This window comes from Candidatus Nitrosopumilus sp. bin_6a, assembly GCF_054095695.1.
The window spans coordinates 20,941-43,947 of the sequence record NZ_JBSWSR010000004.1 but is presented as its reverse complement, the minus strand read 5'-3'; the positions used below and the strand labels follow the sequence as shown (position 1 = coordinate 43,947).

Sequence of the window (23,007 nt, the reverse complement as noted above, 5' to 3'; positions counted from 1 at the left end):
AGGTACCGTACTATACCGTAACATATGCAAGCCTAAAAATCAATAATTTCACATAAAAACAAACAGATCAGAATCACCTCATCACTTTAAATAATAAACCACCAGAATTTTGTTTATGGGTGGACACCTTTGGAAAGACTCAAGCAAAAGTAATACCTCTAGATTTATCTGAAAACCAATTTCAAATTTATAATAAAATTTCAAGAAACTATTCACACTCATTTCTCTTTGAATCCCTTACAGGTCCCGAAGTCCTAGCTGAAACTTCAGTAATGGGTTTTGATCCTAAAACAATTCTCAAAGGATATTCAGATAAAGTAGAAATTATTGAAAACAATGAAACTAAAACCATTCAAACGACAGAGCCATTTACAGAATTAAAAAAATTATTAGGAAAATCAAATGATCAAAGTTATAGATATCTAGGAGGTGCAGTAGGAGTAGTAAACTATGATGCAATAAGACTAGTTGAAAACATTGCAGATACTCACAATTCTCCTCAACCATTAATGGAATTTGGGATTTATGATGATGGAATAATGTACGATAAAATACATGAAAAACTATTCTATTTTTATCATGATGAGAACAGATTTGATAAATTAGTGATAGGCGAAGATTCTTTTGGAGAATTTCATTCAAGCGAAGTAACACCGAACATGGGAGAGAGAAAATATTCTGAAATAGTAAACAAGGCAAAAAAATACATCCATGACGGAGATATTTTCCAAGTTGTATTATCTAGAAAATTTGCATTTGACACATATGGAGATGATTTGACATTATACAAGACACTAAGAAAATTAAATCCATCTCCATACATGTATCATCTAAAACAAGGAACAAAAACAATCATAGGAGCATCTCCAGAAATGCTAGTAAGAATTACAGATGACAAAGTAGAAACATTTCCAATTGCAGGAACCAGAAAAATTACAGATGATGAAGAGAAAAACAAGACATTAGCGGAAGAACTAATCAACGATGAAAAGGAATTAGCGGAACATACCATGCTAGTAGATTTGGGAAGAAATGATATAGGCCGAGTATGCAAATATGGAACCGTTCATCCAGAATCACTAATGGAAATTAAACAATTCAGTCATGTACAACATATTGTTAGTCACGTTGTAGGTAATTTAGCACCTGAAAACGATATGTTTGATGCGTTTCAAGCAGTATTTCCAGCAGGAACCGTGTCAGGTGCGCCAAAGGTCAGAGCCATGCAAATCATTGAAGAATTGGAAACGGAAGCCAGAGGACCATATGCAGGTGCAGTGGGTTATTTTTCTTACAACGGATGCTGTGATTTTGCAATTGCAATCAGAAGCATATTCATCGAGAAGAACAAGGGATTTGTCCAATCAGGAGCAGGTATAGTTTCAGATTCAATTGCAGAAAATGAATTCAAAGAAACAGAGCACAAGGCAGGAGCTATGCTTCAGGCATTAAAGGAGGCATCTAGTTGAAATTTTTGATTATAGACAACTATGATTCATTTGTATACAACATTGCTCAATATTTAGGAGAACTTGGAGTAGAATGTGATGTAATACGTAATGACAAAATTACATTGTCAGAGATTAAAGAAAGAAAGTATGATGCGATAATTATATCTCCAGGTCCAGGCACCCCTGAAGATAGAAAATACTTTGGAGTATGTTCAGATGTAATCAAAAATATGGGAGAAAAAACTCCAATTTTAGGAGTTTGTCTTGGACATCAAGGAATTATAGATGCATTTGGAGGCAAAGTAACTAACGCAGGATGTGTAAGACATGGAAAGACCAGTCCAGTAGATCATACAAATTCAAAATTATTTACAGGTGTAAAAAATCCATTTAGAGCAACCAGATACCATAGTTTAGTCGGAGACAAAACCGTAATTCCAGACATTTTAGAAATAACAGCAACTGCTTCAGATGATGGAGAAGTCATGGCAGTTCAACATAAAGAGTTCTTGATTCAAGGGGTGCAATTTCATCCAGAGTCGATAATGACAGAAGATGGTAAAAAAATTCTAAATAATTTTATCAAACAAGTAAAGGAGAGAAAAAATTGATTTCAGAGTTTATTACAAAATTACAAGAAAAAACAGATCTAACATATGATGAAATGAATCAAGTGATGACAGATGTACTTTCAGGAAAAACAAACGATATTCAAAATGCAGATTTTCTATCCAGTCTCTCAGAAAAAGGAGAAACAGATGATGAATTATTAGGAATGCTTGATAAAATGCAAGAATTTTCACTCAAAATTGAGCCTAAAAATCAAGGGATAGTCATAGATATGTGTGGAACTGGAGGAGACAAACTTCAAACATTCAACGTCTCAACTACAGCATCATTTGTAGTAGCAGCTGCTGGAGGGATTGTTGCCAAACATGGCAACCGTTCAAGTTCAGGGGTTTCTGGAAGTGCAGATATTTTTGAATATTTTGGATATGATTTGAATTTAGAACCTCCAAAAATTGCAGATATTTTAGAAAAATACAACATTTGTTTTATGTTTGCTCAAAAATTTCATCCCGCAATGAGACACGTATCTGTAGCTAGAAAACAACTAGGCAAGAGAACTGCATTTAATTTGCTAGGGCCACTATCAAACCCTGCAGGGGTCAAGAATCAGCTAGTTGGAGTATTCTCTATAGAATATTTAGATAGATTACCATTGATTCTAAAAAGAAAAGGCGCAGAAAATATCATGACAGTAAGGTCAGATGATGGAATGGATGAATTTTCTACCAGTGCAACAAATCGTGTATGCATATTAAAAAATGATAAAGTGTTAATGAATGCAATAGATCCAGAAGTATTAGGATTACATAAATCATCGCTTCAAGACATACAAATTAAAACAAAAGAAGAAGCTGTAAAATCATTTGTAGGAGTGTTAAACAATACTGCAAATCAATCCATGATTGAAACCACAGTATTAAATGCAGCCGGAGGATTAATTGTTGCAAACATTGCCAAAAATTTTGAAGAAGGCGTAGAATTAGCACTAAATACAATAAAAAATGGGAAAGCATTTTCATTATTGGAAAAATTTGTTCAAGATACAGGAGACATTGCAAAACTAAAGGAGATAACCAATGGCTGAAAATATTCTACGAAAACTTGTAAACAATTCTCAAATGGCAATTGATGATGGAGTATATGACATTAATGCAAATTTGGAAAAATCAGATCAAGACTTTATTCACATTATTGAGACAAATACTCATGCAACATTACTAACAGAAGTAAAATTTGCATCTCCGTCCTTAGGAAAAATCAGAACGTTAACTGATCCTGTCAGCATAGCAAACCAAATGATTGCAGGAGGCTCAAAGGCCTTGTCAGTTTTGACTCAACCACATCTTTTTCATGGCTCACCAGAATATTTCATGAAAGTAAGGGAGGCAGTAAAAGTTCCAATGCTCATGAAGGACATTATGATTGATAAAATCCAAATTGATGCAGCAAAGAAGATAGGTGCAGATTTCATGCTAGTCATTCAATCTCTGTATGATCAAAAATTTCTCTCAGAAATTGATGAGTTTATAGACTATGGGCATAAACAAGGATTGAAAATTTTGTTAGAAGTACACACAAAACAAGAACTCAAGAATGCATTAAACACGAAAGCAGACTTGATTGGAATTAACAACAGAAATCTAGACACATTAGAGATTGATCTTAAAACTACAGAAATCATTCTTTCAGGAGAAGAAAAAACAAGGCCAATATTATCAGAAAGCGGAATTAATACACCTGAAGACATACAATATCTAAAAAAGTGCGGAGCAGATGCATTTCTAATAGGCTCAAGCATTATGAAAAGTGATAACATTGAAGAACAAGTAAGAAAACTGGTGAATGCATATTGAAATATCCTAAAGACGGCAGATTTGGAGAATTTGGCGGGAAATACATTCCAGAAACACTAGTGCCTGCAATAGAAGAATTGGAGGAAAATTATCTTAAATTCAAAAATGATAAAAAATTCAAAAAAGAATTAGATTACTATCTCAAAGTCTATGCAGGAAGACCAACACCGTTATACTATGCAAAGAATCTATCTGAGAAAATAGGAGGCGCTAAAATCTATCTCAAACGAGAAGACTTGCTTCATGGAGGAGCTCATAAAATCAACAACACATTAGGACAAGCACTTTTAGCAAAAAAAATGAATAAAAAAAGAATCATTGCAGAAACAGGGGCTGGTCAACACGGAGTAGCTACAGCAATGGCATGTGCAGCATTAGGAATGAAGGCAGAAGTATACATGGGATATAGAGACACAATTAGACAAAAACAAAACGTATTTCGAATGAATATGTTAGGTTGTGAAGTACATCCTGTAAAATCAGGCTCTAAAACTCTCAAGGATGCAATCAATGAAGCAATTCGAGATTGGATTACAAACGTGGAAAATACATACTATTTACTAGGATCTGCAGTGGGACCACATCCGTATCCTGTAATGGTCAGAGACTTTCAAAGTGTCATTGGAAAAGAAATAAAATCACAGATGAAAAAAATTAACAATAAAACACCAGATATTGTAATTGCATGTGTTGGGGGAGGCTCTAATGCAATCGGTACCTTCTATCCATTAGTTGATACAAATGCAGAGATTGTCGGAGTAGAAGCTGCAGGTCACGGATTAAAATCAAAAATGCATTCAGCAACATTGTCTGCAGGAAGTAAAGGAGTGCTACATGGAATGATGACATATTTGTTGCAAGACAAAGAAGGCCAAGTTACAGAAACTCATAGTATTTCAGCAGGATTAGACTATCCAGGAGTTGGCCCAGAGCATTCATACTATAAAGACACTAAACGAGTAAAATACCATTCAGCTACAGATTCAGAAGTCATTGAAGCATTTCTTACATTAACAAGAACCGAAGGAATTATTCCAGCTTTGGAATCATCTCATGCAATTGCAGAAGCTATGAAAGTTGCAAGAAAAAGTAAAAAATCAGAATCGATAGTAGTCACTCTTTCAGGTAGAGGAGATAAAGACATTGAAGAAGTACAAAATTATTTGAGTAAACATGTCAAGAATTAAAGAAAAATTTGCAGAACTGGAGGGTAAAAACCAAAAAGCCCTAATTTCATATATCATGGCAGGATTTCCAAATGAAAAATCAACCATGTCTACTGTTAAAGGATTGATCAAAGGAGGCATAGACATTATAGAATTAGGATTTCCATTTTCAGACCCGCTAGCTGATGGTCCTGTAATTCAAAATGCAAGCACGATATCATTAGAAAAAGGAACAAAGATTGCAAATTTTTTCACTCTTGTAAAAAAAATAAGAAAAGAAACAGACATCCCACTTGTTCTAATGACATATACCAATATTCTATATCACAAAGGATATTCAGAATTTATTGCAGAAGCAAAAAAAGCAGGCATTGATGGATTTATACTTCCAGATATGTCTGTAGAAGAATCAAAAGAATATTTGCAGGCAGCAAAGAACAATGCAGACACAATATTTCTAATATCACCAAATGCAAGCAATGCAAGAATTCAGAAAATATCAAATGCGTCAACAGGATTTTTGTATCTTGTTGCAGTGTTTGGTACTACTGGCGTAAAAACAGGAATTAAAAAATACACAATAGATGCAATCAAACAAGTCAAAAAACAGACCAAAGGTAAAATTCCAATAGGAGTAGGATTTGGAATTTCAACTCCAGACGATGTAAAAAAATACATCAAAGCAGGAGCTGACGCGGTAATAGTTGGAAGCGCATATTTGAAACTAATAGAGAAAACGCCTCAAAACCAACTTGAAACTAAAATTGCAACATTTACAAAAAGTCTCAAAAAACAAACAATTCTCTAATTAAAATATCCGTTAAAGTTGGCGGTCAAGTATACAAATTTTCATCGAGGGGAACTTGATTTCAGTTATGACCGCCTAACTAGATGTGCTCATGTAATATTACACAGGGAAAAATAAAAGAGCAATGTCAGTGATCTCTAAAATTCATTTAGAAATGGAGAAATAAATTTACAAGTATAAAGATCGACAAAACATACAAAAACCAGATACTCGTTTCATTAATGTGCAGACGAAGTTCATTTTTGTCACAGGTGGTGTGATGTCTGGCCTCGGTAAAGGCGTAACAACTTCCTCGATTGCAAAATTATTACAATTGGCGGATCAAAAAGTATCCTGTATCAAAATAGATCCATATCTCAATTATGATGCAGGAACGATGAATCCTGTTGCCCATGGAGAAGTCTTCGTCACAGACGACGGGGGAGAATGTGATATGGATATTGGAAATTATGAAAGATTCCTAAACCAAAATATTCCTAAAAGCCACAATATTACGACAGCCCAAGTTTATTCATCTGTCATAGAGGCAGAACGAAAAGGAGAATATCTAGGAGCATGCGTCCAAATCATCCCCCATATTACAGATGAAATCAAAAACAGAATCACAAAAATTGCAGAAGATGAGAAACTGGACTTTTTGATAGTGGAATGTGGTGGAACTGTAGGAGATATTGAATCATTACCATTTTTAGAAGCATTAAGACAAATGAGAGTTGAAGAAGGACCAGAAAATGTGATTTTTGTGCATGTAACATTAGCGCCATCTTTAGACGTAGTAGGAGAACAAAAAACAAAACCAACTCAACACAGCGTTCAAGAACTCAGAAGAATAGGTATTCAGCCTGATTTTTTGGCAGTTCGATGCACGTTGCCATTAGAAGAAAAGACAAAGAAAAAGATTGCAATGTTTACAAATGTCACAACAAAAGATGTCCTATCATGTCATGATGCAAAATCAATTTTTGAAGTACCGCAGATGTTATACGACCAAGGAATAATGGATTCAATATTTACAAAATTCGGTAAAGTTGGAATGGTTAATGCATCATCCAATTGGGACAAATGGAATAAGATTGCCCAAACCATGGTAAATCATGAAAGCGATAAAGTCAAAATAGCAATGGTAGGCAAATATGTTACATTAACCGATAGTTACGTAAGTGTAAATCATGCACTGAAACATGCAGGAGCAGCAATTGGAAAATCAATAGATATTGATTGGATAGATTCGGAATCAATATCAGATTATAACATATTATCAAACTATGACGGGATTTTAGTTCCAGGGGGATTCGGCACCAGAGGTTCTGAAGGAATTATCAAGACTGCAAATTATGCACGAGAGAAGAACATACCATATCTAGGAATTTGTTTTGGATTCCAACTAGCTGCAATTGCATTTGGAAGAAATGTAATGAAGTTAGAGGATGCAAACTCGACAGAAATCAAAGCAGACACAAAAAATCCAATTGTTGATTTATTGCCAGAACAAAAAGATGTTTCTGATATGGGAGGATCATTGAGATTAGGAGCAAATGATGTAATGATTAAAGAGAATACAGAAGCTAAGAAAATCTATAATGCATCAATTATCAGCAAGCGTCACAGACACAGATATGAGATAAATCAAGACTATATCCCAGAATTTGAGAAAAAAGGATTAATATTTTCAGCAGATAGTGACGGGGGGAAAAGAATGGAGATATTGGAGATTCCAAGTCATAAATTCTACTTAGGAGTTCAATTCCATCCCGAGTTTAACAGTAGGCCAGGCTTTCCTGAAGAATCATTTGCAGCGTTTATCAAAGCTGCATCTGAGAAATGAACTAAAACCTGAAACTATTCTATTTTAGATATTTCATAAATTTTCTGTCTTGCATCGCGAATCGAGATTTTCTTTTTGACATATCCTTTCTTGAGCAAGTGACTCAATGCTAATCGTACAGTTCTATCAGGTAACAATGTCTTGTTTGCCAAATCCTTTTGGGTTAGCGCTCCTTCATACTCTAGAGTTTTAAGTAAAAGTTTAGAGCTTGGCGGCATGCTAAGTAACTCTTCAGCCAAATGAACCTTTTTTGCAAGTGCAGAAATTGCAGTAGAATCTTTTTTGAGACGGATTATTTTTGCAGGAGGGAAAAACTGAGAACATTCTACGGTCTTGTTAACTTTGTATCTATCCAATCCATCTAAAACTACCTCACAATGCAATCTTGCTGAAATATCATCAATCTCAATTGAACTGTCATTTGATACAATTATTGGTCTTCTTGTCACATCTAGAGAATTGACGGAAATTATCTCAAAGACAGCAGAATCTTGAAACAATACAGGGCCACCAGCAGACATTGAATAAGCAGAAGAACCAATTGGAGTAGATACGATAATCCCATCACTGTTATCGTGCCATACCTCTTCACCATTGACACGTAAAGTATGCTCCATGAGCATTGCGCTTTTAGATGAAAATACAGCCACATCATTTAGTACAGGATAAACATTTTTTCCATCAATTTTAACTCCCAGTCTTGGAACTTCTTCAACAGTGTACTTTTGTTTTTTTAATACATTGACATATGATGAGAATTCTCTAAGATCAATTTGTGCCAAAAATCCACTTGATTCACCTTCACTAATTCCAAGGATTGGCAAGGTAGAATCAAATGTTCTATGAAAATAATTACGAACTCCCTTATCACCACCAAGAACAATTATACAATCAGCCTGTTTGTTTTTTGATTTTGATATTGGAAAAGAGTCAATGTCTGAATCATCTAGTATTTTTTTTACAATTTTTGCAGCATTTGTAGTACTTCCAGTTCCATAGATACCTATTTGCATAGAAGAAACAGTCAATTTGCTTCAATAAAAGAATAATGCATCACAAATCTCGAAATTTTACCAGATTGTAAAAATATGAGGCATTATTTTCAATAGCGCCTTTTTTAGGAATTTTTTGCAGGCCAATATTTTTAGATTCTAATGCAGCTTGAGCAGCCCCACCAGCAAAACACAGAGCCCACAAAAAGTCTTTCTCCTTTATCATGGCACAAGTAAATGAAGCGCAGAAAATATCTCCAATTCCAGTAGTGTCATGAATTTGCCTGTTTGGCAACGTAATAGAATAAATTTTATCTTTGACTAACATCGATACATCTGTTTTGTTTGTCAAAATAACATATTGAATTCCTTTTTTTTGCAAAGCCAACATCATTTCATCAGAAGTTCCATTGACAAGTTGTGAAGATTCTTCTGGATTGACTTTGATTGCATTAACATCAGACAAATCAAGATTAGTTTTTTCTAAAAAAATATTATTGGTGGAATCTTTTCTTCTAAGAAATCCCTGAGGATCAACAAAAAGAAAATTTGAATCGTGTTTAATTTTTGTAAATGTTTCATCAGAGATTTCATGGTATATCGGACTGACAATATGACCATCTGCATCAGAAGAAGAATAATCTATTTGTTCACATTCATTTTCTAGTTTGAGTGTTCTATCAGAGCCAGTAATAGAAATGGCAAATTTTGTGGTATTTTTTGAAGATTCAGAATTTGGGAAATGGATATTATGTTCAGACAGATATTGTTTTGGAAAATCAGTACCAAATTTTGTAAATAAATCAACATCAAATTTGAATTGTCTTGCAGTTATTCCACAATAACAAGATGCACCACCAATTTGCTCATAATTATTTCCATCAAGAGTAATAGTATCAATTGCACAGTGAGATATAACGGCTAATTTCATTTCTTTTAATTTTAATAGTGAGGATTTAGTTTTTTGTATTGATTTTTGATTTGCATTCTCGACAGAGAATCTGACCTTTAAGGATCTCCAATTCAACTCCAGATCTAAAGCAAGTATGACACAGACCACGCATATGATACAAAATAAAATAATTTGAACTAAGATTAAAACGTGTGGGATTTTTTCCAAAAATACAGGCAGAAAATAAGAAAAATTGTTCAAATTCTACAAAAATGCTAATCAAGAAAGTACGTTTGGGTATAAAATAACTCCATCAAGTGTTACGTGAAAATACACAGAAGTCCTTTTTTCATTTATGGTTTTTTATTTGTGCTCTTGAATTGAGCTCAAATCAGGCAGAAAATTCCAAAATGGTACCAATTATTGAAAAGAATGTACGTGGTGCTAATATGCAAAAAAAATAACTGAAAATATGAAAATTTTACTTTTTATGATATTTGCTCTGATACCGATTGTATTCATTCCAATCACATTTGCACATGAGCCAGTTTTTGAAGTGGATTATAAAACATCAAAAGACATTTTGAAACTATGTCATTTTTTTTATGAAGAATATTTGTTAACAGGTTCAGAAGATTTCAAGGACCATCACAAACTTTTTCTTAATGCTAGAATTTGCCCCATTTTGTATGAGAATATTGCATGGAACAGCAAACACCCACAAAAAGATCTTGTGTTGATTTTTGAAATTGAAAAGAAACTTGCTGAAAATGCAAATTATCTCAAAGAAAAACATGTGGATGAGCCCAGTTCTATTCCAAAATGGTTTAAAAACAAAGCAAAATTATGGATTGGGTGGGAAATTAAAGATAAAGAATTTTTGAAAGCAATAGAAGAAATTACAAATTTAAGTTTAATCAAGGAATCAGAACAGAACTCAATTCCCAAATGGTTTAAACAAAACACAAAATGGTATTTAGATGAAACAATTTCGGAGCAAGAATTTGCAAACTCAATTAAGTATTTGATAAGAACACACTAAAAAAATAACAAAAATCAAGATGTTATTTGTAAGTGAATTCATCATTAGAAATACATTGCAGAACACCAGTTATGATGATGAGTTTTTTATTTTAGGATCATCTATTTTCACATATGATCGTATTTGAGGCTAGAATCTAAAGTGAGTCAATTGCATCTTGTGCGATTTCAATTAATAATTGACCCTGTTCTTGAGACAAGTTTCCTGTTTTGACAAAGGTGTTTACTTCATTTACAAATGCATTAATCTGTTTTGAAGCAGGCTTTGTCTTTTGAGCATCAATATTCTTTAAAGCATTCTCAAGTTTTGAATTCAATGAATTTACATTTCCCTTGTTTAGTGTGCCGTCATCCTCGAGTTTGTTTATCTCATCAATAATGAAAGACAGCATCATCAGTTAGAAAAATTAGTGTAAAAGATTCTAGATCTTTCTAAAATAAGCACAAAAATGGTACAAATGAGGTTTCCAGATTACCCTCAAGAATATAAGTAGGCAAATTTGCTCACATTCATGCCACTTAAGCGTGCAAGTAGAGGTCGTACAAAAGGAGGAAAAGGATCCTCAGGAGTTGTACAATGTACAAACTGCGGACAAACAGTTCCAAAAGACAAAGCAAAAAAAGTCACATCAAGATTAAATCTAGTTGAGCATACATTAGCAAAAGAGCTTCGTGCACAAGGAGCATACATTGCATCACCAACAGTTCTAAAACATTACTGCATATCATGTGCAATTCATTTTAAGATTCTCAAAATCAGATCAGCAGACAGTAGAAGAAAACGTGGCAAACTACGTTAGTATTATTCTTAAAATCAAATCTTTGAAATTATAATTCATTAATCTGGTTTTTTTGCATGTATTTGGATAGAACAAATTATGTGGAATAACCTACAGTTCTCATGCCAACACATGGCTTGTTTCCTTTACTCCAACATTTACAAGAACAAGAAACGGCTTTACCACTTTCCAAATCTTTAACAACTTTATGGAAAACACCTTCTCTGATTTTTGATTCAATCATTATCGTTTCATATCTATCAGATTGGGGTTCAGAGTTAGCCAACATTATTTGATGATTAATCTAGTAAATTAGTATTATTGATTATTTTTAAAAAAAATAGAGTATGAAATAAGAATTATTCTTTAATATTTTTTGCAGTAAAGATCATTCTTTGAATTAAGGTTATTCCGGCAATAATCACCACGATGACAACCGCATAATCCATAAAGCCTATAATGCCAATTATTGCAATCACCAAAAGTCTTTCAGCCCTTTCACCAATTCCAATTCCTTGAAGTTTAATATTGATAATGTCAGATTTTGCTCTTGCATAGCTAACTAACAAAGACAATGTAATTGCAAGTAAAACAAGATAAGGCTCTGCATATCCACCAATTAAAATTCCTAAAAATATTGCAACCTCAGCGATTTTATCAAACATCGAATCCAGATATTCGCCTTTTTTCGATGTTTTTCCAGTTACACGTGCTACTTGACCATCAACCATGTCAAAAAATCCTGAAACAAGTAACAAAATGCCACCGATAATCAATCCAAATTCAATTCCCATTCCATAAACAACTGCAGAAACAATTGCAAATCCTAGACCAACAAAAGTCCAAAAATTTGCAGATAGCCCCGTCGCTGCAAATCCTTTGCCTATTTTTTCAAGTGTCGGTTTAAGAGCCCCTCGAAGATTGTTTAACACGAAATATCCCCAAAATACCATCTAATAAAGTGAACAGAAAGAAGTAAGACAAAAAAGAATAAAAATTAGTCAGAGGAATAAAAAACAATACAGATATTTAGAATTTGAAAAATTTCATATTATTTCTGAGATAAATTAATGGCAATCAAAGTAGAAATGATTTTTGCTGCAAGAGATGCAGTTGAGCCATTATCATGGTATGGGTTTAGTTCCACAATATCAACCCCAGTTACTTTGGTTTCTTTAAAAACATGAATCATATCAAAAAGTTCTCTGGATGTAACACCAACAGCTTCTGGATTTCCAACGCCAGGAGCATATGCAGGATCTAAAACATCAAGATCAAAACTAGAGTAAACAGAATCAAATGTAGAAACATAATCTTTTAGCAGATCAGGTCCTTTTCCAGCCCTTATTTCTCTATCAGAAATAGTTTTGATTTTGTTTTCAGTAAGAAACTCCAATTCCTCTTTCACAAAAGCACGTGCGCCAACATGTAGAATATTTTCAGAGCCCCTCTCTTCGACGATTCTTCTCAAATATGATGCATGGCTTAGTTTAATGTCAGCAAATTCATCTCTTAAATCATAATGTGCGTCAAAGACAACATATCCAGTTTCCTTTGGAAAACTTGTGTATGTTCCATAAGTGATGGAATGCTCTCCACCTAAAATAAACAATTGTCTTTGTTTTGAAACAAGTTCAGTAGTGATTTTTTTTACCATATCAATCATTTCTGATGCGACAACAGTATGACGAGTATTTCCCAGATCTTCGATATTGACAGTTTCTAAATCAATTCCCAGTTCAGGGTGAAATATCTCAATATTGTTAAACGAATCACGAATGGAGTCTGGGCCAAATCTGCATCCGGGTTTGTAAGAGTGTGTTGCATCAAATGGAATTCCAAAGATTGTAGCTACCGGCTCAGAATTATCATCTGAGGCAGTAATCAGAGGATTTTTGTTCATGTATAAATCAAGAAAACTCATTTTTTACACCATCAAATTAGGTCTCTTTGAGAGATATTTTGGCAGATTCAAACCAGTGAAAGGTTTTCCTCTAGTTTGTTCATTTATTTCATTAATAAAATCATCAAAAGAGATTTCTCGAACATCTCCCGTTTGCCTGTCACGGATGCTAAGATTCTGTGAATTTGCTTCTTTTTCACCAATAACCAGAATGTATCTAATCCACTCTTTTTCTGCTTCACGAATTCTTTTCCCGATGCTTTCATTTCTGTCATCAATGTCAACACGTACATTGTTTATAGAAATTTTTTCAGCAAGAGTTTCAACAAATCCATTAAATTCTTCCTTAAGAGGAATAATTCTGACCTGTGTAGGAGATAACCAAAGAGGGAATTGAGGTTTGCGTCCTTCATAGGAATCTTTAGCTGCTTTTTCTAATAATGCATATATGATTCGCTCAATTGCACCACTAGGAGAGTTGTGCAGTATGATTGGATTTTGTTTCACGTTATTCTCATCAACAAAGTCAATGCCATATCTTTTTCCATTTTCGACATCAATTTGATCTGTGGATAAAGCAGATGCCTTTCCAAGACCGTCAATAAAATTAAACTCCCATTTCAATACAAAGTAAAAGAACTTCTCTTTCCACATTTCAACTAGAACAGGTCGTCCATGTTTTTTGACCAATTCTTCAATTGAAGATCTGTTTTCATTGTAAAAGTCCTCAGTAAATCGAATTGCCATATCATAATCAGTTTCATCTATTCCAAGTTCTTTGAGAACACTTTGAGAAAGGTCAAATCGAATCTTAATTTCATCTATGGCCTGAGGCATATCTTTGCAAAATGCATGGCAATCAGGCATGGTAAATGCCCTTAAACGTCTTAATCCAACTAGTTCACCAGATTGTTCTCTTCTGAAACTATATCGTGTAAGCTCATAGAGTTTGTATGGCAATGTCTTGTAGGATAATTGGTATTCATTTGCCATAAGAAATTGGCCGAAACATGCAGCAAATCTCAAAAAGAGTTTTTTTCCTTCTGAATCTATGTTGTATTGTCTGGCAGGAAATCGATTAAAGTAACTCACCATGCTTGGATGTTCAGAATCATACATGATAGGAGTTTCAACTTCATATCCTCCATATTCTTTAACTCTGTCAGTAACATATCTCTCTATCAAAGATTTGATAAGACGCCCATTTGGAAAAAATCTCATGTTGCCAGAATCAGATGCAGGTTCATAATCAGCTATACCCATTTTTTTCATCAATGCAACATGTGGTGGAGGTTGGTCCACTTTACGAATCTTTGCAGACTCGTATTTTGCTAAAACTTCTAATTTTTTATGTTTTGAAAAATCAAAATCTCCAATGTTTGTCATTGTGCCATCAGGAGAAAGTATTTTCCAATAAGAACGAATTTTAGATTCTCCTTTGAGAGCATCTGAAGTAATTTCATCATCATCTTTTAAACCAGAGGAATCTTTAGTTACAACTTTAGAGCTTTCTGCAAGAGGGTGTCCCTTAACCTGAATTTTATATGACTTTGTCCAACCAAATGGAGAATGAGATACTTCAAGTTCTGATGCACCATCTTCCATCTCTTTAAGTAAATTCATAGCAGTAGAAGGCTTTGCAAGATTTGAACTTAGATGAGCATAAGGATATAACAATAATTTTTTACATCCAATTTTTTCCATGGATGCTTTAATCTGAGATATGGCATTTTGTGCCACTGAAGAGTCATCACCGTTTTCGATTGCTACAAAAACTACTACAAGCTCCTCCAATCGCTGTGTTTGAAGATCATCTATATCCTCGGCAGACTTTATCTCCTTTTTTGTTGGAGTATACTCGATATTATCACAATGAAGTTGCAATATACGCATGTTAAGACATGTTAAAACGGGCATAAATATACGATTCTCAAAAGGGTCAACCATCTACAATTCAGACATATTTTGTGAAGGAATAAAGGAAGATCATAGCAATATTGAAATTTATTCGTAAGTCATAATCACATATGCGGATTAAAAAAAGTGAAAAGAGGCATCAGGAATTACTGAAAGAGAAAAAAGAGTTAGAAAAAAACAGACCCCATGAAATAGAAGAAATGCGAAGATGGAAGCACACCATGGGTAAAATTTTACAAGAATTAGAATTATACAATTAAGAATTCATTTAGAAATAAATCATATCTAAATTCAAATGTACTAGATATGAATTGTCAACATGAATCCGTCAGACGTGTTTAGAAAGAGAAATCTCACAAAAGTCAATTTTGATTATGAAGATTTGATTGGAAGAGATTTTTCAGATTCCAACATGCAAGGAGTAAATCTTAAGAATCGAGACATCCATAATGCAGATTTGAGTTGTTCAGATCTCAGTGAGTCAGATTTGAGTGAAACTATTCTTTTTCATGTCAAATTCAGAGGAGCCGATATGCGAGGAGTAAATCTCTCAAATGCAAAGCTATGGGATGCAGAATTGTATGGGGCCGATTTAAGGAATGCAAACATTAGTGGAGCTGATTTGTTTTATACAGATTTAAGAAATTCAGACTTGGAAAAAGCCAACATGCAAGGAGTAAATCTAAGACATGCGAATTTTACTGGAGCAGTTTTGACATCTGTAGACTTTGCAGGTGCAAATTATGATCAAGATACTTTGCAGACAATCTCAAAAGATGCAAGAAAAGTTTTAGAGAGTCAAGGAAACCAGTGGTAAAACAAAAATTATTTCAATTTTTCCTCTAGTGCAATAACTGAACGTAAAATCAAACCAGATAGCCCCAAATTAGATGTAAGAAATTGTGTTGCCCTCAACAGAGAATCCTCTCCCCTAAAACCTTCATCATAAATCATTTCAATTGAACCTTTGTCAGTCTCTACAAAAGATGTGATCAATGAAAACACACCTAATTCATCATCAATTTTTTCATTATAGAGTCTCAATTCAACTCGGGAGATTTTAAAATCATCTTGTATGAAATTTCCATACGAAAACAATACTTCAACAGAATCAGGAGATCGATTAACTCTCTGAGGATCATACAAGTCAATAATTTTCATGTTGTATTGTTTCATACAGTTCCTAAATAAGTAATGATTACTAGCAGAATATTCAAAGAATTTCAAAAGACTCTTGCGATAGCATTATTTACTGAAAAATTGTTTTTCCAGACATGGATCCTCACAAATTTCATGGCAAAGATATTCCACACATCAAACTAGATCCAAAAATGACGATAGAGGATTTGGTCAATGTTTTTGCAAGTTCAGGATATAACGGAAGACAGCTTGGAGAAGCAGCAAAACTTTATGCAGAGATGATCAAAGAAGATGCAACAATTTGTCTTACAGTTTCAGGAGCAATGACACCTGTAGGATTTGGAGGGATAATTAAAACACTCATTGAAAGAGGATTTGTAGATTGGATAGTTACAACGGGGGCCAATGTCTATCACGAAGATCATTTTGCATGGGGATTGCCAGTAAAACAAGGTAGTTTTGATGTCGACGATATGAAACTCTTTGAGAATGAAATTGTTAGAATTAGAGATGTGTATATCAAATTCCATGAAACATTGGAAGCACAAGATGAATTAGTTCAAAAAATGTTCGGGGAAGATTTTCCAGACAAACCATTTACAACAGCAGAATTTTGTAATTTAATGGGAAAAATCAGTAAAGAAAAATCAAAACATCCAGAAAAAAGTTTCATCACTGCTGCATACGATTATGATGTGCCAGTATACATTTCAACTATGAAAGACTCGTCATTGGCATTAAATTTAGCAGTACATAGGTTACGCGGTAAAGTATACAATATAGATTTTGTACGAGAAATCATAGAACAAGCTGCAATTCTATATGATTCAAAAAAATCAGGGATTTTGGAATTGGGTGGAGGAGTACCAAAGAATACAGCTCAGCAAACAGGGCCACTATTAGATCAAATTCTGAAGAGAGACGACGGAGGACAAGATTACATTATTCAGATTACAGATGCACGTCCAGATACAGGAGGATTATCTGGTGCCACATTACAAGAAGGTAAAAGTTGGGGAAAAGTTCAAGATGCTCATGAAGGAATAGTAACAGTTTATGCCGATGCCACAATAGCTTTTCCAATTCTTGCATTATACGTTCTTAGTAACCAAAAAACAAGAAAACCAAAAAGACTCTACAAAAAATTAAACAAATTATATAATAAATTAAGTGAAGATTATTTCAAAAATCCAGATAATAAAATAGGTAAATCAAAAAAGAAGAACTAGAATTTATCAAATCTAGCGCGTTCAAGATCACGATCGTCTTTAGATTCCTTCTTGTATTCTTTATAGTGCTCTTTACAAAGAACGGTTTTTTTTCCAGTTGAATTTACACGCAATCCTGCGTTTTCAACTTTACTTGTATTAAGAGAACGTGCACCATCTTGTTCACAACCTTCAAAATTGCATTTTGCACCTTTTGATACTATTCCCATACAGAATAATAATCAAGATGTTATTTATACTTGAAAATAGTTTTCAGAATCTTCAGAGAATCATTAATGAAAGGTCAAATAATGGTTCATCGTTTATAAGAGGAATATTTTTTTCTTAATTCATGGGTGGAGCTAAAAAACCAACTGCTGCAAGTAAAGACAAATCTGCAGGGTCTAAAGAAACAAAGAAAAAGAAAGACAAGGGTGAAGGTGGACCAAAGAAAGCAGAGATTACAGTCCAGGTAAATGAGCAGCAAGCATTGAAAATTATTCAAAACTCCAAAGTTGTCACAGTGCAAGATCTTGCAAGACAAACAGGTGTTAAAATTTCTGCAGCAAATGCATTTCTAAAAGAATCTGCAAACAAAGGAATTGTTAAAAGAGTTGGCGGATATTCAGGCCATCATTTGTATCAAGCAGTTTCTTCATAGATACACAATACATCACCAGACTTTGCATCTTTAAGTGATTCAACATTACCACATAGTTTACCAATAGGAGTCATAGTTTTAGCAAACACAGCATCATTTAGAAAAAAACAAACACTTCCAGTAGAAGGTAAAAAGGCCACATCGCCTTTTTTGAATTCAGTTCTTGATCTTTCGATTCCAGAATCAACATTTGTTTCAAAATACAAGATACTTTTTCCCAGAAGATGAGCATGTCCTTCCAAAGGCAAGGATCTCATAATAGTTCCAACAGTTCGGGGAGAAAGGTGACGTTTTAGATCACATGTAATTTTTGCCTTTCCACGAATTTCTAAAATTAGCTGTTTTCTAGAGACTGACGATGTACTCAATTCGTACATTAAAATGATTAGATTATATAACGTTTTAAGAAAATTTTGTTACTTGTCTGATGTTAAAGAACCTGAATTAATTGAAGCTCCACAACCAGAAGAGGATGTTGATGCAGAAATTGAAGAAAACGCAGGATTAAACAAAGCATTAGATACTTATCGAAAATTAATAGACAGAAAAGATCTAGTTGAGCCATTAACTGAAAAAGAACAAGATGCTCTAGAAAAAAGAATTAAAGAAATTGAGGAAAGAGAAATTGTTGAAAAAATAGAAGAGCATGAACCAGTTGAAATTCCTTGTGAAAAAAACAAGATTACAATCGGACCACCAACACTAACAAGATTTGAAAAAGCAAGAATTATGGGAGCAAGAGCTTTGCAATTATCTTTAGGAGCACCACCATTCATCCCAATTCCAAAGACAGCACGAATATCATTAGATATTTCAATGGAAGAGTTGGAACAAAGAGTGATTCCAATTACAATCAGAAGAGTATTGCCAAATGGAGATTATCAAAATATTCCAATCGATTACTTTGAAAAATGAATCAATGGTCGATAAAACTTAAAAGAACATAAAATTTCTAAATATTGAATAATGCTCATGGAAGAGACAACTGAACTGCGTGGTCAAGAGCAGACCGAAAAGTCTGAGACTACAATACAAATTGGAAATTATCCTGTGATGGAAGCAGCTCTTGACGTCTTAACAATTTTGGGTAAAAAAACAAGAGTGATTCTTAAAGCAAAAGGAAACTCAATACCAAATGCAGTAGCAGTTGCAAATATCATTACAGAAAAAATGTTAAAAGGAAATTCCAAAGTAGAGAAAATCAAACTAGATACGACAGAGGCAGCAGGTATTGGGAATATGACCTCAACTATAGAAATTATTTTGGTTAAAAATTAGTAAACACTGCCAGGGCCTTTAAGAAGCATATTTTCACATTCTTTACAAACTTGTTCGTCTATATTAGATTCCAAATTGTGATGTATCTCACAAATCAATAGACTGGATTTGATATAATTGCAGAGTCCAATAAATTTAGACAGACTAGATGGAGTATAAGCCATGTCAGAAGAAAGACTATCACTTAACTCATCAATCATTGTAGCAACTTGTTTTTCTGCTAAGAGTTTTGCAATTAATGAAGGATCACCTCGCGTTCCACGAATATAATTACTGATTGCAGCTTGTGTAACCCCGAGCATTTTAGAAATTTCATCTTCTCGAATGTTATGATCTTCTGCAAGTTTTTTAGCAAGAATTGCTCGTAATGCAGGAATCAAAGTTTTAGATTCAATTTCAGCAGGAAGTAGCATTAATCCTCAAGAATTGGATAAAGAATTTAAAGTTTGCAATAAGATATTTTGGATTTACGCCCCATACTATCAGGCATATCTATTTTAATTTCAAAAATATCAAGAGGGTGTTGGAAAATTTTTCTGATAAAATTTACGAGGTTATGGAAAAAGCATGTAATGAAACCAAATCAGATTTGATTTCATTGTCAGGAGGATTAGATAGTTCAATCATAGCATATTTCCTAAGACAAAGAAAACCAAAAACTGTCACAGTAATTGCAGAAGATTTTGTTTCAACAGATTTGACATATTGTCAAATGATTTCAAAACAGATGGAGTTGCCACTAACAATTTACAATGTAAAAACATCTGAAATATTAGAAGCAATTGAAGAAACCATCAAAATTCTAAAAAACTTTAACGATATTGAGATTCGTAATAATGTTGTCATGTATTTAGCAATAAAATGGGCAAAAGAGAAAGGAGAAAAATCAATCATCACAGGGGATGGGGCTGACGAATTATTTGCAGGGTATAATTTTCTTAAAAATAAATCAGAAGAAGAACTAACAAGAGAAATTAAAAGAATTTGCTCCATAATGCATTTTCCTACACAGAAAATAGGCAAGGCATTAGGGGTTTCTATAGAATCACCTTTTCTAGATGAACAAATGATAAATTTGGCGGAAAAAATCCCAGTAAATCTCAAAGTTAAAAATGAAAATGAAAAAAGATATGGAAAATGGATTCTGCGTAAAACTTTTGAAAAGTATATTCCACAAAAAATTGCATGGAGAGAGAAAGCTCCAATGCAAGAAGGATCAGGAACTGCAGGATTGACAGACTTGTTTAATTCAATAATAGGCGAAGAACAATTCGTTGAAAAGAAACTAACAGTTGAGAAAACAGACAATGTTGTTATTAGAAGTAGAGAATCAATGCATTATTATGAAATTTTTAAAAAACTATTTGGAAGTCCAGTAGATCCTAAATCAGATGAAGTTTGTCCATATTGTAAGTACAACATAGGAAAATCAAAATTTTGCAGGATGTGTGGTGCTTTCCCCATCTAATTATTTTTATATTTACGCGGTTTTTTGATGAAAATTTTTCTGCATCCATTACAACAAAAATAGAATTTTTTTCCATCATGATCATGAATTAATGCTAGTTCCTCATCAAGTTCAATTCCACATACAGGATCTATTGGCACAAACTTTCCACTTTCAAATTCTATTTATAGATTCATCTAAAGAGAATTGAATGCGTAGACGCTTGTAAATGAATTATTGTATCATAAAATGTCAATTCTGATAGCATTATACGGTAAATTCTAGAAGAGGAGATTTTCTTTTATGTATGACATCAGATGGGGTGTTCAAAATATGTTCAACATCAGAAGGAATTATAGGATCCATTCCTGGATTAAAGGAATTCTCAACGATTGTGTCAATTTCTTGAGCTAATTCAGATATTGCCAAATAATCATACTCGAGTTTCTTGTCAAATTACATGTAATCAACTTAGACATCATTATCAATTAAGAAGATCAAAATGTTCTAAAACGGGAAATAAAATCTGTCTATGATTGAACTATTTTTAGAATTTTTTTAGGCAATGCGCCATAATCAGTATCAGGTTCTGATACGACATATAAAATATCATCATTAATTATTACACTTATCGCAAGTGCACGTTCACGAGAAGCCATTGCAAAATTTACAGGTCCAAGCTGTTTATCAAATTCCTTTCTCATTTTAACACGTAATGCAAGTTCCATGAAAATCATTTCATCATCCTTTTCACTTTCCAAGGGTTCGACATTTTCTTTCATTCCACCTGCAACTAAACGACCACGTTCATTAATAAGGCCAGCAAATCGAATTTTAGGATCTATGTTCAACACAGAATTGCAAATTTTGGTATAATCGTAAATTTTAGAAGACAAATCTAACTCTGTTTGAATCTAAATATCACTTATTTATTATCTTTATACAATTTTTTATGGCTAATAATTATGTAGTTAATCGTTTTACTAATGCAAGAAAATCAACTTCAGACATAGGGGCAATTTTTAGAATTTCCAGATTTTCAGATACATGTTCAGAAGATTTCTGACCTACAAGAGGTGCTAAAACTCCAGGAGTTGAGCGAATAAACTGCAATGCACGTAATGAGGGTTTCAAATCATCGAATTCAGGCATTACACCAGGCTGCAGTAATCGACCTTGCATGAAAGGAACACTAGTGAAGACACCAATTCCCAACATCACTGCAGACTCTAAAATTGAAACTTGTTTATCTCCAAGGGTTTGATTTTTTGAAAGTAATGCTTGATCAAAATTCATGTTGTAAGGCAATTGAATAAATCTAAAGCCATGATTCTCCCCACCAACTTTTTTTGCAAGATTAACAGTTTCCTCTAGTGAAAGATATTGAGGATTTTCTTTTGTAACTCGAAAACATTCCCAAGTTGCCATCCCATAAAATTTGATTTTCCCTTCTTTTCTTTTTTGTTCATACATTTCAAAGACAGACTCAAGATTTTTCATGAATTGTTCTTTTGATACATCTTTTATTTGTCCTTCAACTGCATTGTGTAAATACATTAAATCAATTGTCCCCACTCCAAGATTATCTAAACTTCTATCTAGCTGATCTGAAAGATATGGAACAGTCATACAATGATAGCCAGAGGTCACATCGCCTTCCTTGAGAATTCCTTTGTCAGTATATTCCTGTTTAACATACTCCCAAAAACCTAATTTGACATCAGCATCGTTAGTAAGATAGCCATTTTTCGAACTCAGGAAAATTTGATCACGTGTGATTTTACCGTCTTTAATTAATTCGTCAATTGCCTTTCCAACAGAACGTTCTGCTTTTTGAGAACGATAATTAATTGCAGTGTCAATTACATTAACTCCAGATAAAATAGATTGTTTTACTGCAGATGTAACTAATTCATCAGTTTTAGAATCTGGATCACCTAGATATGTACCAACACCGATATTGGAGATATGAAGATCTTGAAAAGTTCTAAAATTATCTGGGTTCACGCCTAAATTTTCAAGAAATTTTTCTGTACCTTCAGAGCTGGCACAACCTGAAATCATATTTTTTGAGAT

General features: G+C 33.6%; 31 protein-coding genes. 16 read left to right on the top strand and 15 right to left on the bottom strand.

Features of this window, described 5'->3' with window-relative positions; all coding sequences use genetic code 11:
- The first annotated feature begins 119 nt into the window (after positions 1-119).
- From ACW9XA_RS05145 to pyrG, 7 genes are all read left to right on the top strand, one after another.
- Entirely contained in the window at positions 120-1,469 is a 1,350-nt protein-coding gene (locus tag ACW9XA_RS05145; RefSeq protein WP_457763309.1) for an anthranilate synthase component I family protein, read from the top strand.
- Entirely contained in the window at positions 1,466-2,062 is a 597-nt protein-coding gene (locus ACW9XA_RS05140) for an anthranilate synthase component II (RefSeq protein ID WP_457763308.1), read from the top strand. The genes ACW9XA_RS05145 and ACW9XA_RS05140 overlap by 4 nt, the downstream gene beginning before the upstream one ends.
- Positions 2,059-3,105: an anthranilate phosphoribosyltransferase gene (gene trpD, locus ACW9XA_RS05135; RefSeq protein ID WP_457763307.1), complete on the top strand. Its 1,047-nt coding sequence runs from the start codon at positions 2,059-2,061 to the stop codon at positions 3,103-3,105. The genes ACW9XA_RS05140 and trpD overlap by 4 nt, the downstream gene beginning before the upstream one ends.
- Positions 3,098-3,874, top strand: coding sequence for an indole-3-glycerol phosphate synthase TrpC (locus tag ACW9XA_RS05130; protein ID WP_457763306.1), 777 nt, complete (start codon positions 3,098-3,100; stop codon positions 3,872-3,874). Before trpD ends, ACW9XA_RS05130 begins: the two co-directional genes overlap by 8 nt.
- Positions 3,871-5,061, top strand: a complete 1,191-nt coding sequence (gene trpB / locus ACW9XA_RS05125) for a tryptophan synthase subunit beta (RefSeq protein WP_457763305.1) — start codon at positions 3,871-3,873, stop codon at positions 5,059-5,061. Before ACW9XA_RS05130 ends, trpB begins: the two co-directional genes overlap by 4 nt.
- On the top strand, positions 5,048-5,848 hold the full coding sequence (trpA, locus tag ACW9XA_RS05120) for a tryptophan synthase subunit alpha (protein ID WP_457763304.1): 801 nt from the start codon (positions 5,048-5,050) through the stop codon (positions 5,846-5,848). The genes trpB and trpA overlap by 14 nt, the downstream gene beginning before the upstream one ends.
- Before the next feature lie 223 nt (positions 5,849-6,071).
- Positions 6,072-7,673, top strand: coding sequence for a glutamine hydrolyzing CTP synthase (gene pyrG, locus ACW9XA_RS05115; RefSeq protein WP_457763303.1), 1,602 nt, complete (start codon positions 6,072-6,074; stop codon positions 7,671-7,673).
- A 14-nt stretch (positions 7,674-7,687) separates the two neighbouring features.
- On the opposite strand, the gene ACW9XA_RS05110 is transcribed toward pyrG, so the two are convergent.
- The gene (locus tag ACW9XA_RS05110; protein WP_457763302.1) at positions 7,688-8,686 is read right to left on the bottom strand and encodes an NAD(+)/NADH kinase; all 999 of its coding nucleotides are present in this window, start codon (positions 8,684-8,686) and stop codon (positions 7,688-7,690) included.
- Between the two features lie 40 nt (positions 8,687-8,726).
- Positions 8,727-9,596: a PfkB family carbohydrate kinase gene (locus tag ACW9XA_RS05105; protein WP_457763301.1), complete on the bottom strand. Its 870-nt coding sequence runs from the start codon at positions 9,594-9,596 to the stop codon at positions 8,727-8,729.
- Between the two features lie 433 nt (positions 9,597-10,029).
- Here ACW9XA_RS05105 and ACW9XA_RS05100 point away from each other — a divergent pair, with 433 nt between their 5' ends.
- Positions 10,030-10,599: a hypothetical protein gene (locus tag ACW9XA_RS05100; RefSeq protein WP_457763300.1), complete on the top strand. Its 570-nt coding sequence runs from the start codon at positions 10,030-10,032 to the stop codon at positions 10,597-10,599.
- A 136-nt stretch (positions 10,600-10,735) separates the two neighbouring features.
- On the opposite strand, the gene ACW9XA_RS05095 is transcribed toward ACW9XA_RS05100, so the two are convergent.
- Positions 10,736-10,993 carry an FIMAH domain-containing protein gene (locus ACW9XA_RS05095; RefSeq protein ID WP_457763299.1) on the bottom strand — a complete coding sequence of 86 codons (258 nt, stop codon included), beginning with the start codon at positions 10,991-10,993 and terminating at the stop codon, positions 10,736-10,738.
- A 117-nt stretch (positions 10,994-11,110) separates the two neighbouring features.
- On the opposite strand from ACW9XA_RS05095, the gene ACW9XA_RS05090 reads away from it, so the two are divergent.
- Entirely contained in the window at positions 11,111-11,398 is a 288-nt protein-coding gene (locus ACW9XA_RS05090; RefSeq protein ID WP_014965206.1) for a 30S ribosomal protein S26e, read from the top strand.
- Between the two features lie 76 nt (positions 11,399-11,474).
- On the opposite strand, the gene ACW9XA_RS05085 is transcribed toward ACW9XA_RS05090, so the two are convergent.
- The 4 genes from ACW9XA_RS05085 to ACW9XA_RS05070 form a co-directional block, all read right to left on the bottom strand.
- Positions 11,475-11,666, bottom strand: coding sequence for a hypothetical protein (locus ACW9XA_RS05085; RefSeq protein WP_457763298.1), 192 nt, complete (start codon positions 11,664-11,666; stop codon positions 11,475-11,477).
- Positions 11,667-11,736: 70 nt separating this feature from the next.
- Positions 11,737-12,309, bottom strand: a complete 573-nt coding sequence (locus tag ACW9XA_RS05080; RefSeq protein ID WP_457763297.1) for a CDP-alcohol phosphatidyltransferase family protein — start codon at positions 12,307-12,309, stop codon at positions 11,737-11,739.
- A 119-nt stretch (positions 12,310-12,428) separates the two neighbouring features.
- A complete protein-coding gene (gene speB, locus ACW9XA_RS05075; RefSeq protein WP_457763296.1) occupies positions 12,429-13,301 on the bottom strand; it encodes an agmatinase in 873 nt (290 codons plus the stop codon).
- A gap of 3 nt (positions 13,302-13,304) precedes the next feature.
- Positions 13,305-15,173 (bottom strand): threonine--tRNA ligase, encoded by a 1,869-nt coding sequence (locus ACW9XA_RS05070; RefSeq protein WP_457763295.1) that lies wholly within the window; start codon positions 15,171-15,173, stop codon positions 13,305-13,307.
- Positions 15,174-15,307: 134 nt separating this feature from the next.
- Between ACW9XA_RS05070 and ACW9XA_RS05065 the strand changes: the two genes are divergently transcribed.
- Together ACW9XA_RS05065 and ACW9XA_RS05060 are read left to right on the top strand one after the other, a co-directional pair.
- Positions 15,308-15,457 (top strand): hypothetical protein, encoded by a 150-nt coding sequence (locus ACW9XA_RS05065; RefSeq protein WP_457763294.1) that lies wholly within the window; start codon positions 15,308-15,310, stop codon positions 15,455-15,457.
- 59 nt (positions 15,458-15,516) lie between these two features.
- Positions 15,517-16,014 (top strand): pentapeptide repeat-containing protein, encoded by a 498-nt coding sequence (locus tag ACW9XA_RS05060; RefSeq protein ID WP_457763293.1) that lies wholly within the window; start codon positions 15,517-15,519, stop codon positions 16,012-16,014.
- Positions 16,015-16,022: 8 nt separating this feature from the next.
- On the opposite strand, the gene ACW9XA_RS05055 is transcribed toward ACW9XA_RS05060, so the two are convergent.
- Positions 16,023-16,358, bottom strand: coding sequence for a hypothetical protein (locus tag ACW9XA_RS05055; protein ID WP_457763292.1), 336 nt, complete (start codon positions 16,356-16,358; stop codon positions 16,023-16,025).
- Positions 16,359-16,471: 113 nt separating this feature from the next.
- On the opposite strand from ACW9XA_RS05055, the gene ACW9XA_RS05050 reads away from it, so the two are divergent.
- Complete coding sequence (locus ACW9XA_RS05050) at positions 16,472-17,566, top strand: homospermidine biosynthesis protein (RefSeq protein WP_457763291.1); 1,095 nt, start codon at positions 16,472-16,474, stop codon at positions 17,564-17,566.
- On the opposite strand, the gene ACW9XA_RS05045 is transcribed toward ACW9XA_RS05050, so the two are convergent.
- Entirely contained in the window at positions 17,563-17,775 is a 213-nt protein-coding gene (locus tag ACW9XA_RS05045) for a hypothetical protein (RefSeq protein ID WP_457763290.1), read from the bottom strand. The two genes, ACW9XA_RS05050 and ACW9XA_RS05045, sit on opposite strands and share 4 nt — an antisense overlap.
- A 122-nt stretch (positions 17,776-17,897) precedes the next feature.
- Here ACW9XA_RS05045 and ACW9XA_RS05040 point away from each other — a divergent pair, with 122 nt between their 5' ends.
- Positions 17,898-18,206, top strand: coding sequence for a MarR family transcriptional regulator (locus ACW9XA_RS05040; protein WP_457763289.1), 309 nt, complete (start codon positions 17,898-17,900; stop codon positions 18,204-18,206).
- On the opposite strand, the gene ACW9XA_RS05035 is transcribed toward ACW9XA_RS05040, so the two are convergent.
- Entirely contained in the window at positions 18,188-18,583 is a 396-nt protein-coding gene (locus ACW9XA_RS05035; RefSeq protein WP_457763288.1) for a cyclophilin-like fold protein, read from the bottom strand. The two genes, ACW9XA_RS05040 and ACW9XA_RS05035, sit on opposite strands and share 19 nt — an antisense overlap.
- 43 nt (positions 18,584-18,626) lie before the next feature.
- Between ACW9XA_RS05035 and ACW9XA_RS05030 the strand changes: the two genes are divergently transcribed.
- Both ACW9XA_RS05030 and ACW9XA_RS05025 read left to right on the top strand, forming a co-directional pair.
- The gene (locus ACW9XA_RS05030) at positions 18,627-19,121 is read left to right on the top strand and encodes a DNA-directed RNA polymerase subunit K (protein ID WP_457763287.1); all 495 of its coding nucleotides are present in this window, start codon (positions 18,627-18,629) and stop codon (positions 19,119-19,121) included.
- 51 nt (positions 19,122-19,172) lie between these two features.
- Positions 19,173-19,484 carry a DNA-binding protein gene (locus ACW9XA_RS05025; RefSeq protein WP_457763286.1) on the top strand — a complete coding sequence of 104 codons (312 nt, stop codon included), beginning with the start codon at positions 19,173-19,175 and terminating at the stop codon, positions 19,482-19,484.
- Here ACW9XA_RS05025 and ACW9XA_RS05020 read toward each other — a convergent pair.
- The gene (locus ACW9XA_RS05020; protein WP_014965218.1) at positions 19,481-19,897 is read right to left on the bottom strand and encodes a transcriptional regulator; all 417 of its coding nucleotides are present in this window, start codon (positions 19,895-19,897) and stop codon (positions 19,481-19,483) included. The two genes, ACW9XA_RS05025 and ACW9XA_RS05020, sit on opposite strands and share 4 nt — an antisense overlap.
- A 110-nt stretch (positions 19,898-20,007) precedes the next feature.
- Between ACW9XA_RS05020 and ACW9XA_RS05015 the strand changes: the two genes are divergently transcribed.
- Positions 20,008-20,952 carry an asparagine synthase C-terminal domain-containing protein gene (locus tag ACW9XA_RS05015; protein ID WP_457763285.1) on the top strand — a complete coding sequence of 315 codons (945 nt, stop codon included), beginning with the start codon at positions 20,008-20,010 and terminating at the stop codon, positions 20,950-20,952.
- Here ACW9XA_RS05015 and ACW9XA_RS05010 read toward each other — a convergent pair.
- The 4 genes from ACW9XA_RS05010 to ACW9XA_RS04995 all read right to left on the bottom strand — a co-directional run bounded on the left by ACW9XA_RS05010 (position 20,949) and on the right by ACW9XA_RS04995 (position 22,995).
- On the bottom strand, positions 20,949-21,092 hold the full coding sequence (locus tag ACW9XA_RS05010; protein WP_457763284.1) for a YHS domain-containing protein: 144 nt from the start codon (positions 21,090-21,092) through the stop codon (positions 20,949-20,951). The genes ACW9XA_RS05015 and ACW9XA_RS05010 overlap by 4 nt on opposite strands.
- A 106-nt stretch (positions 21,093-21,198) precedes the next feature.
- Positions 21,199-21,360 carry a hypothetical protein gene (locus ACW9XA_RS05005; RefSeq protein ID WP_457763283.1) on the bottom strand — a complete coding sequence of 54 codons (162 nt, stop codon included), beginning with the start codon at positions 21,358-21,360 and terminating at the stop codon, positions 21,199-21,201.
- Positions 21,361-21,461: 101 nt separating this feature from the next.
- On the bottom strand, positions 21,462-21,827 hold the full coding sequence (locus ACW9XA_RS05000; protein ID WP_457763282.1) for a DUF6659 family protein: 366 nt from the start codon (positions 21,825-21,827) through the stop codon (positions 21,462-21,464).
- 67 nt (positions 21,828-21,894) lie between these two features.
- A complete protein-coding gene (locus ACW9XA_RS04995; protein WP_457763281.1) occupies positions 21,895-22,995 on the bottom strand; it encodes an aldo/keto reductase in 1,101 nt (366 codons plus the stop codon).
- Between the last annotated feature and the right edge of the window lie 12 nt (positions 22,996-23,007).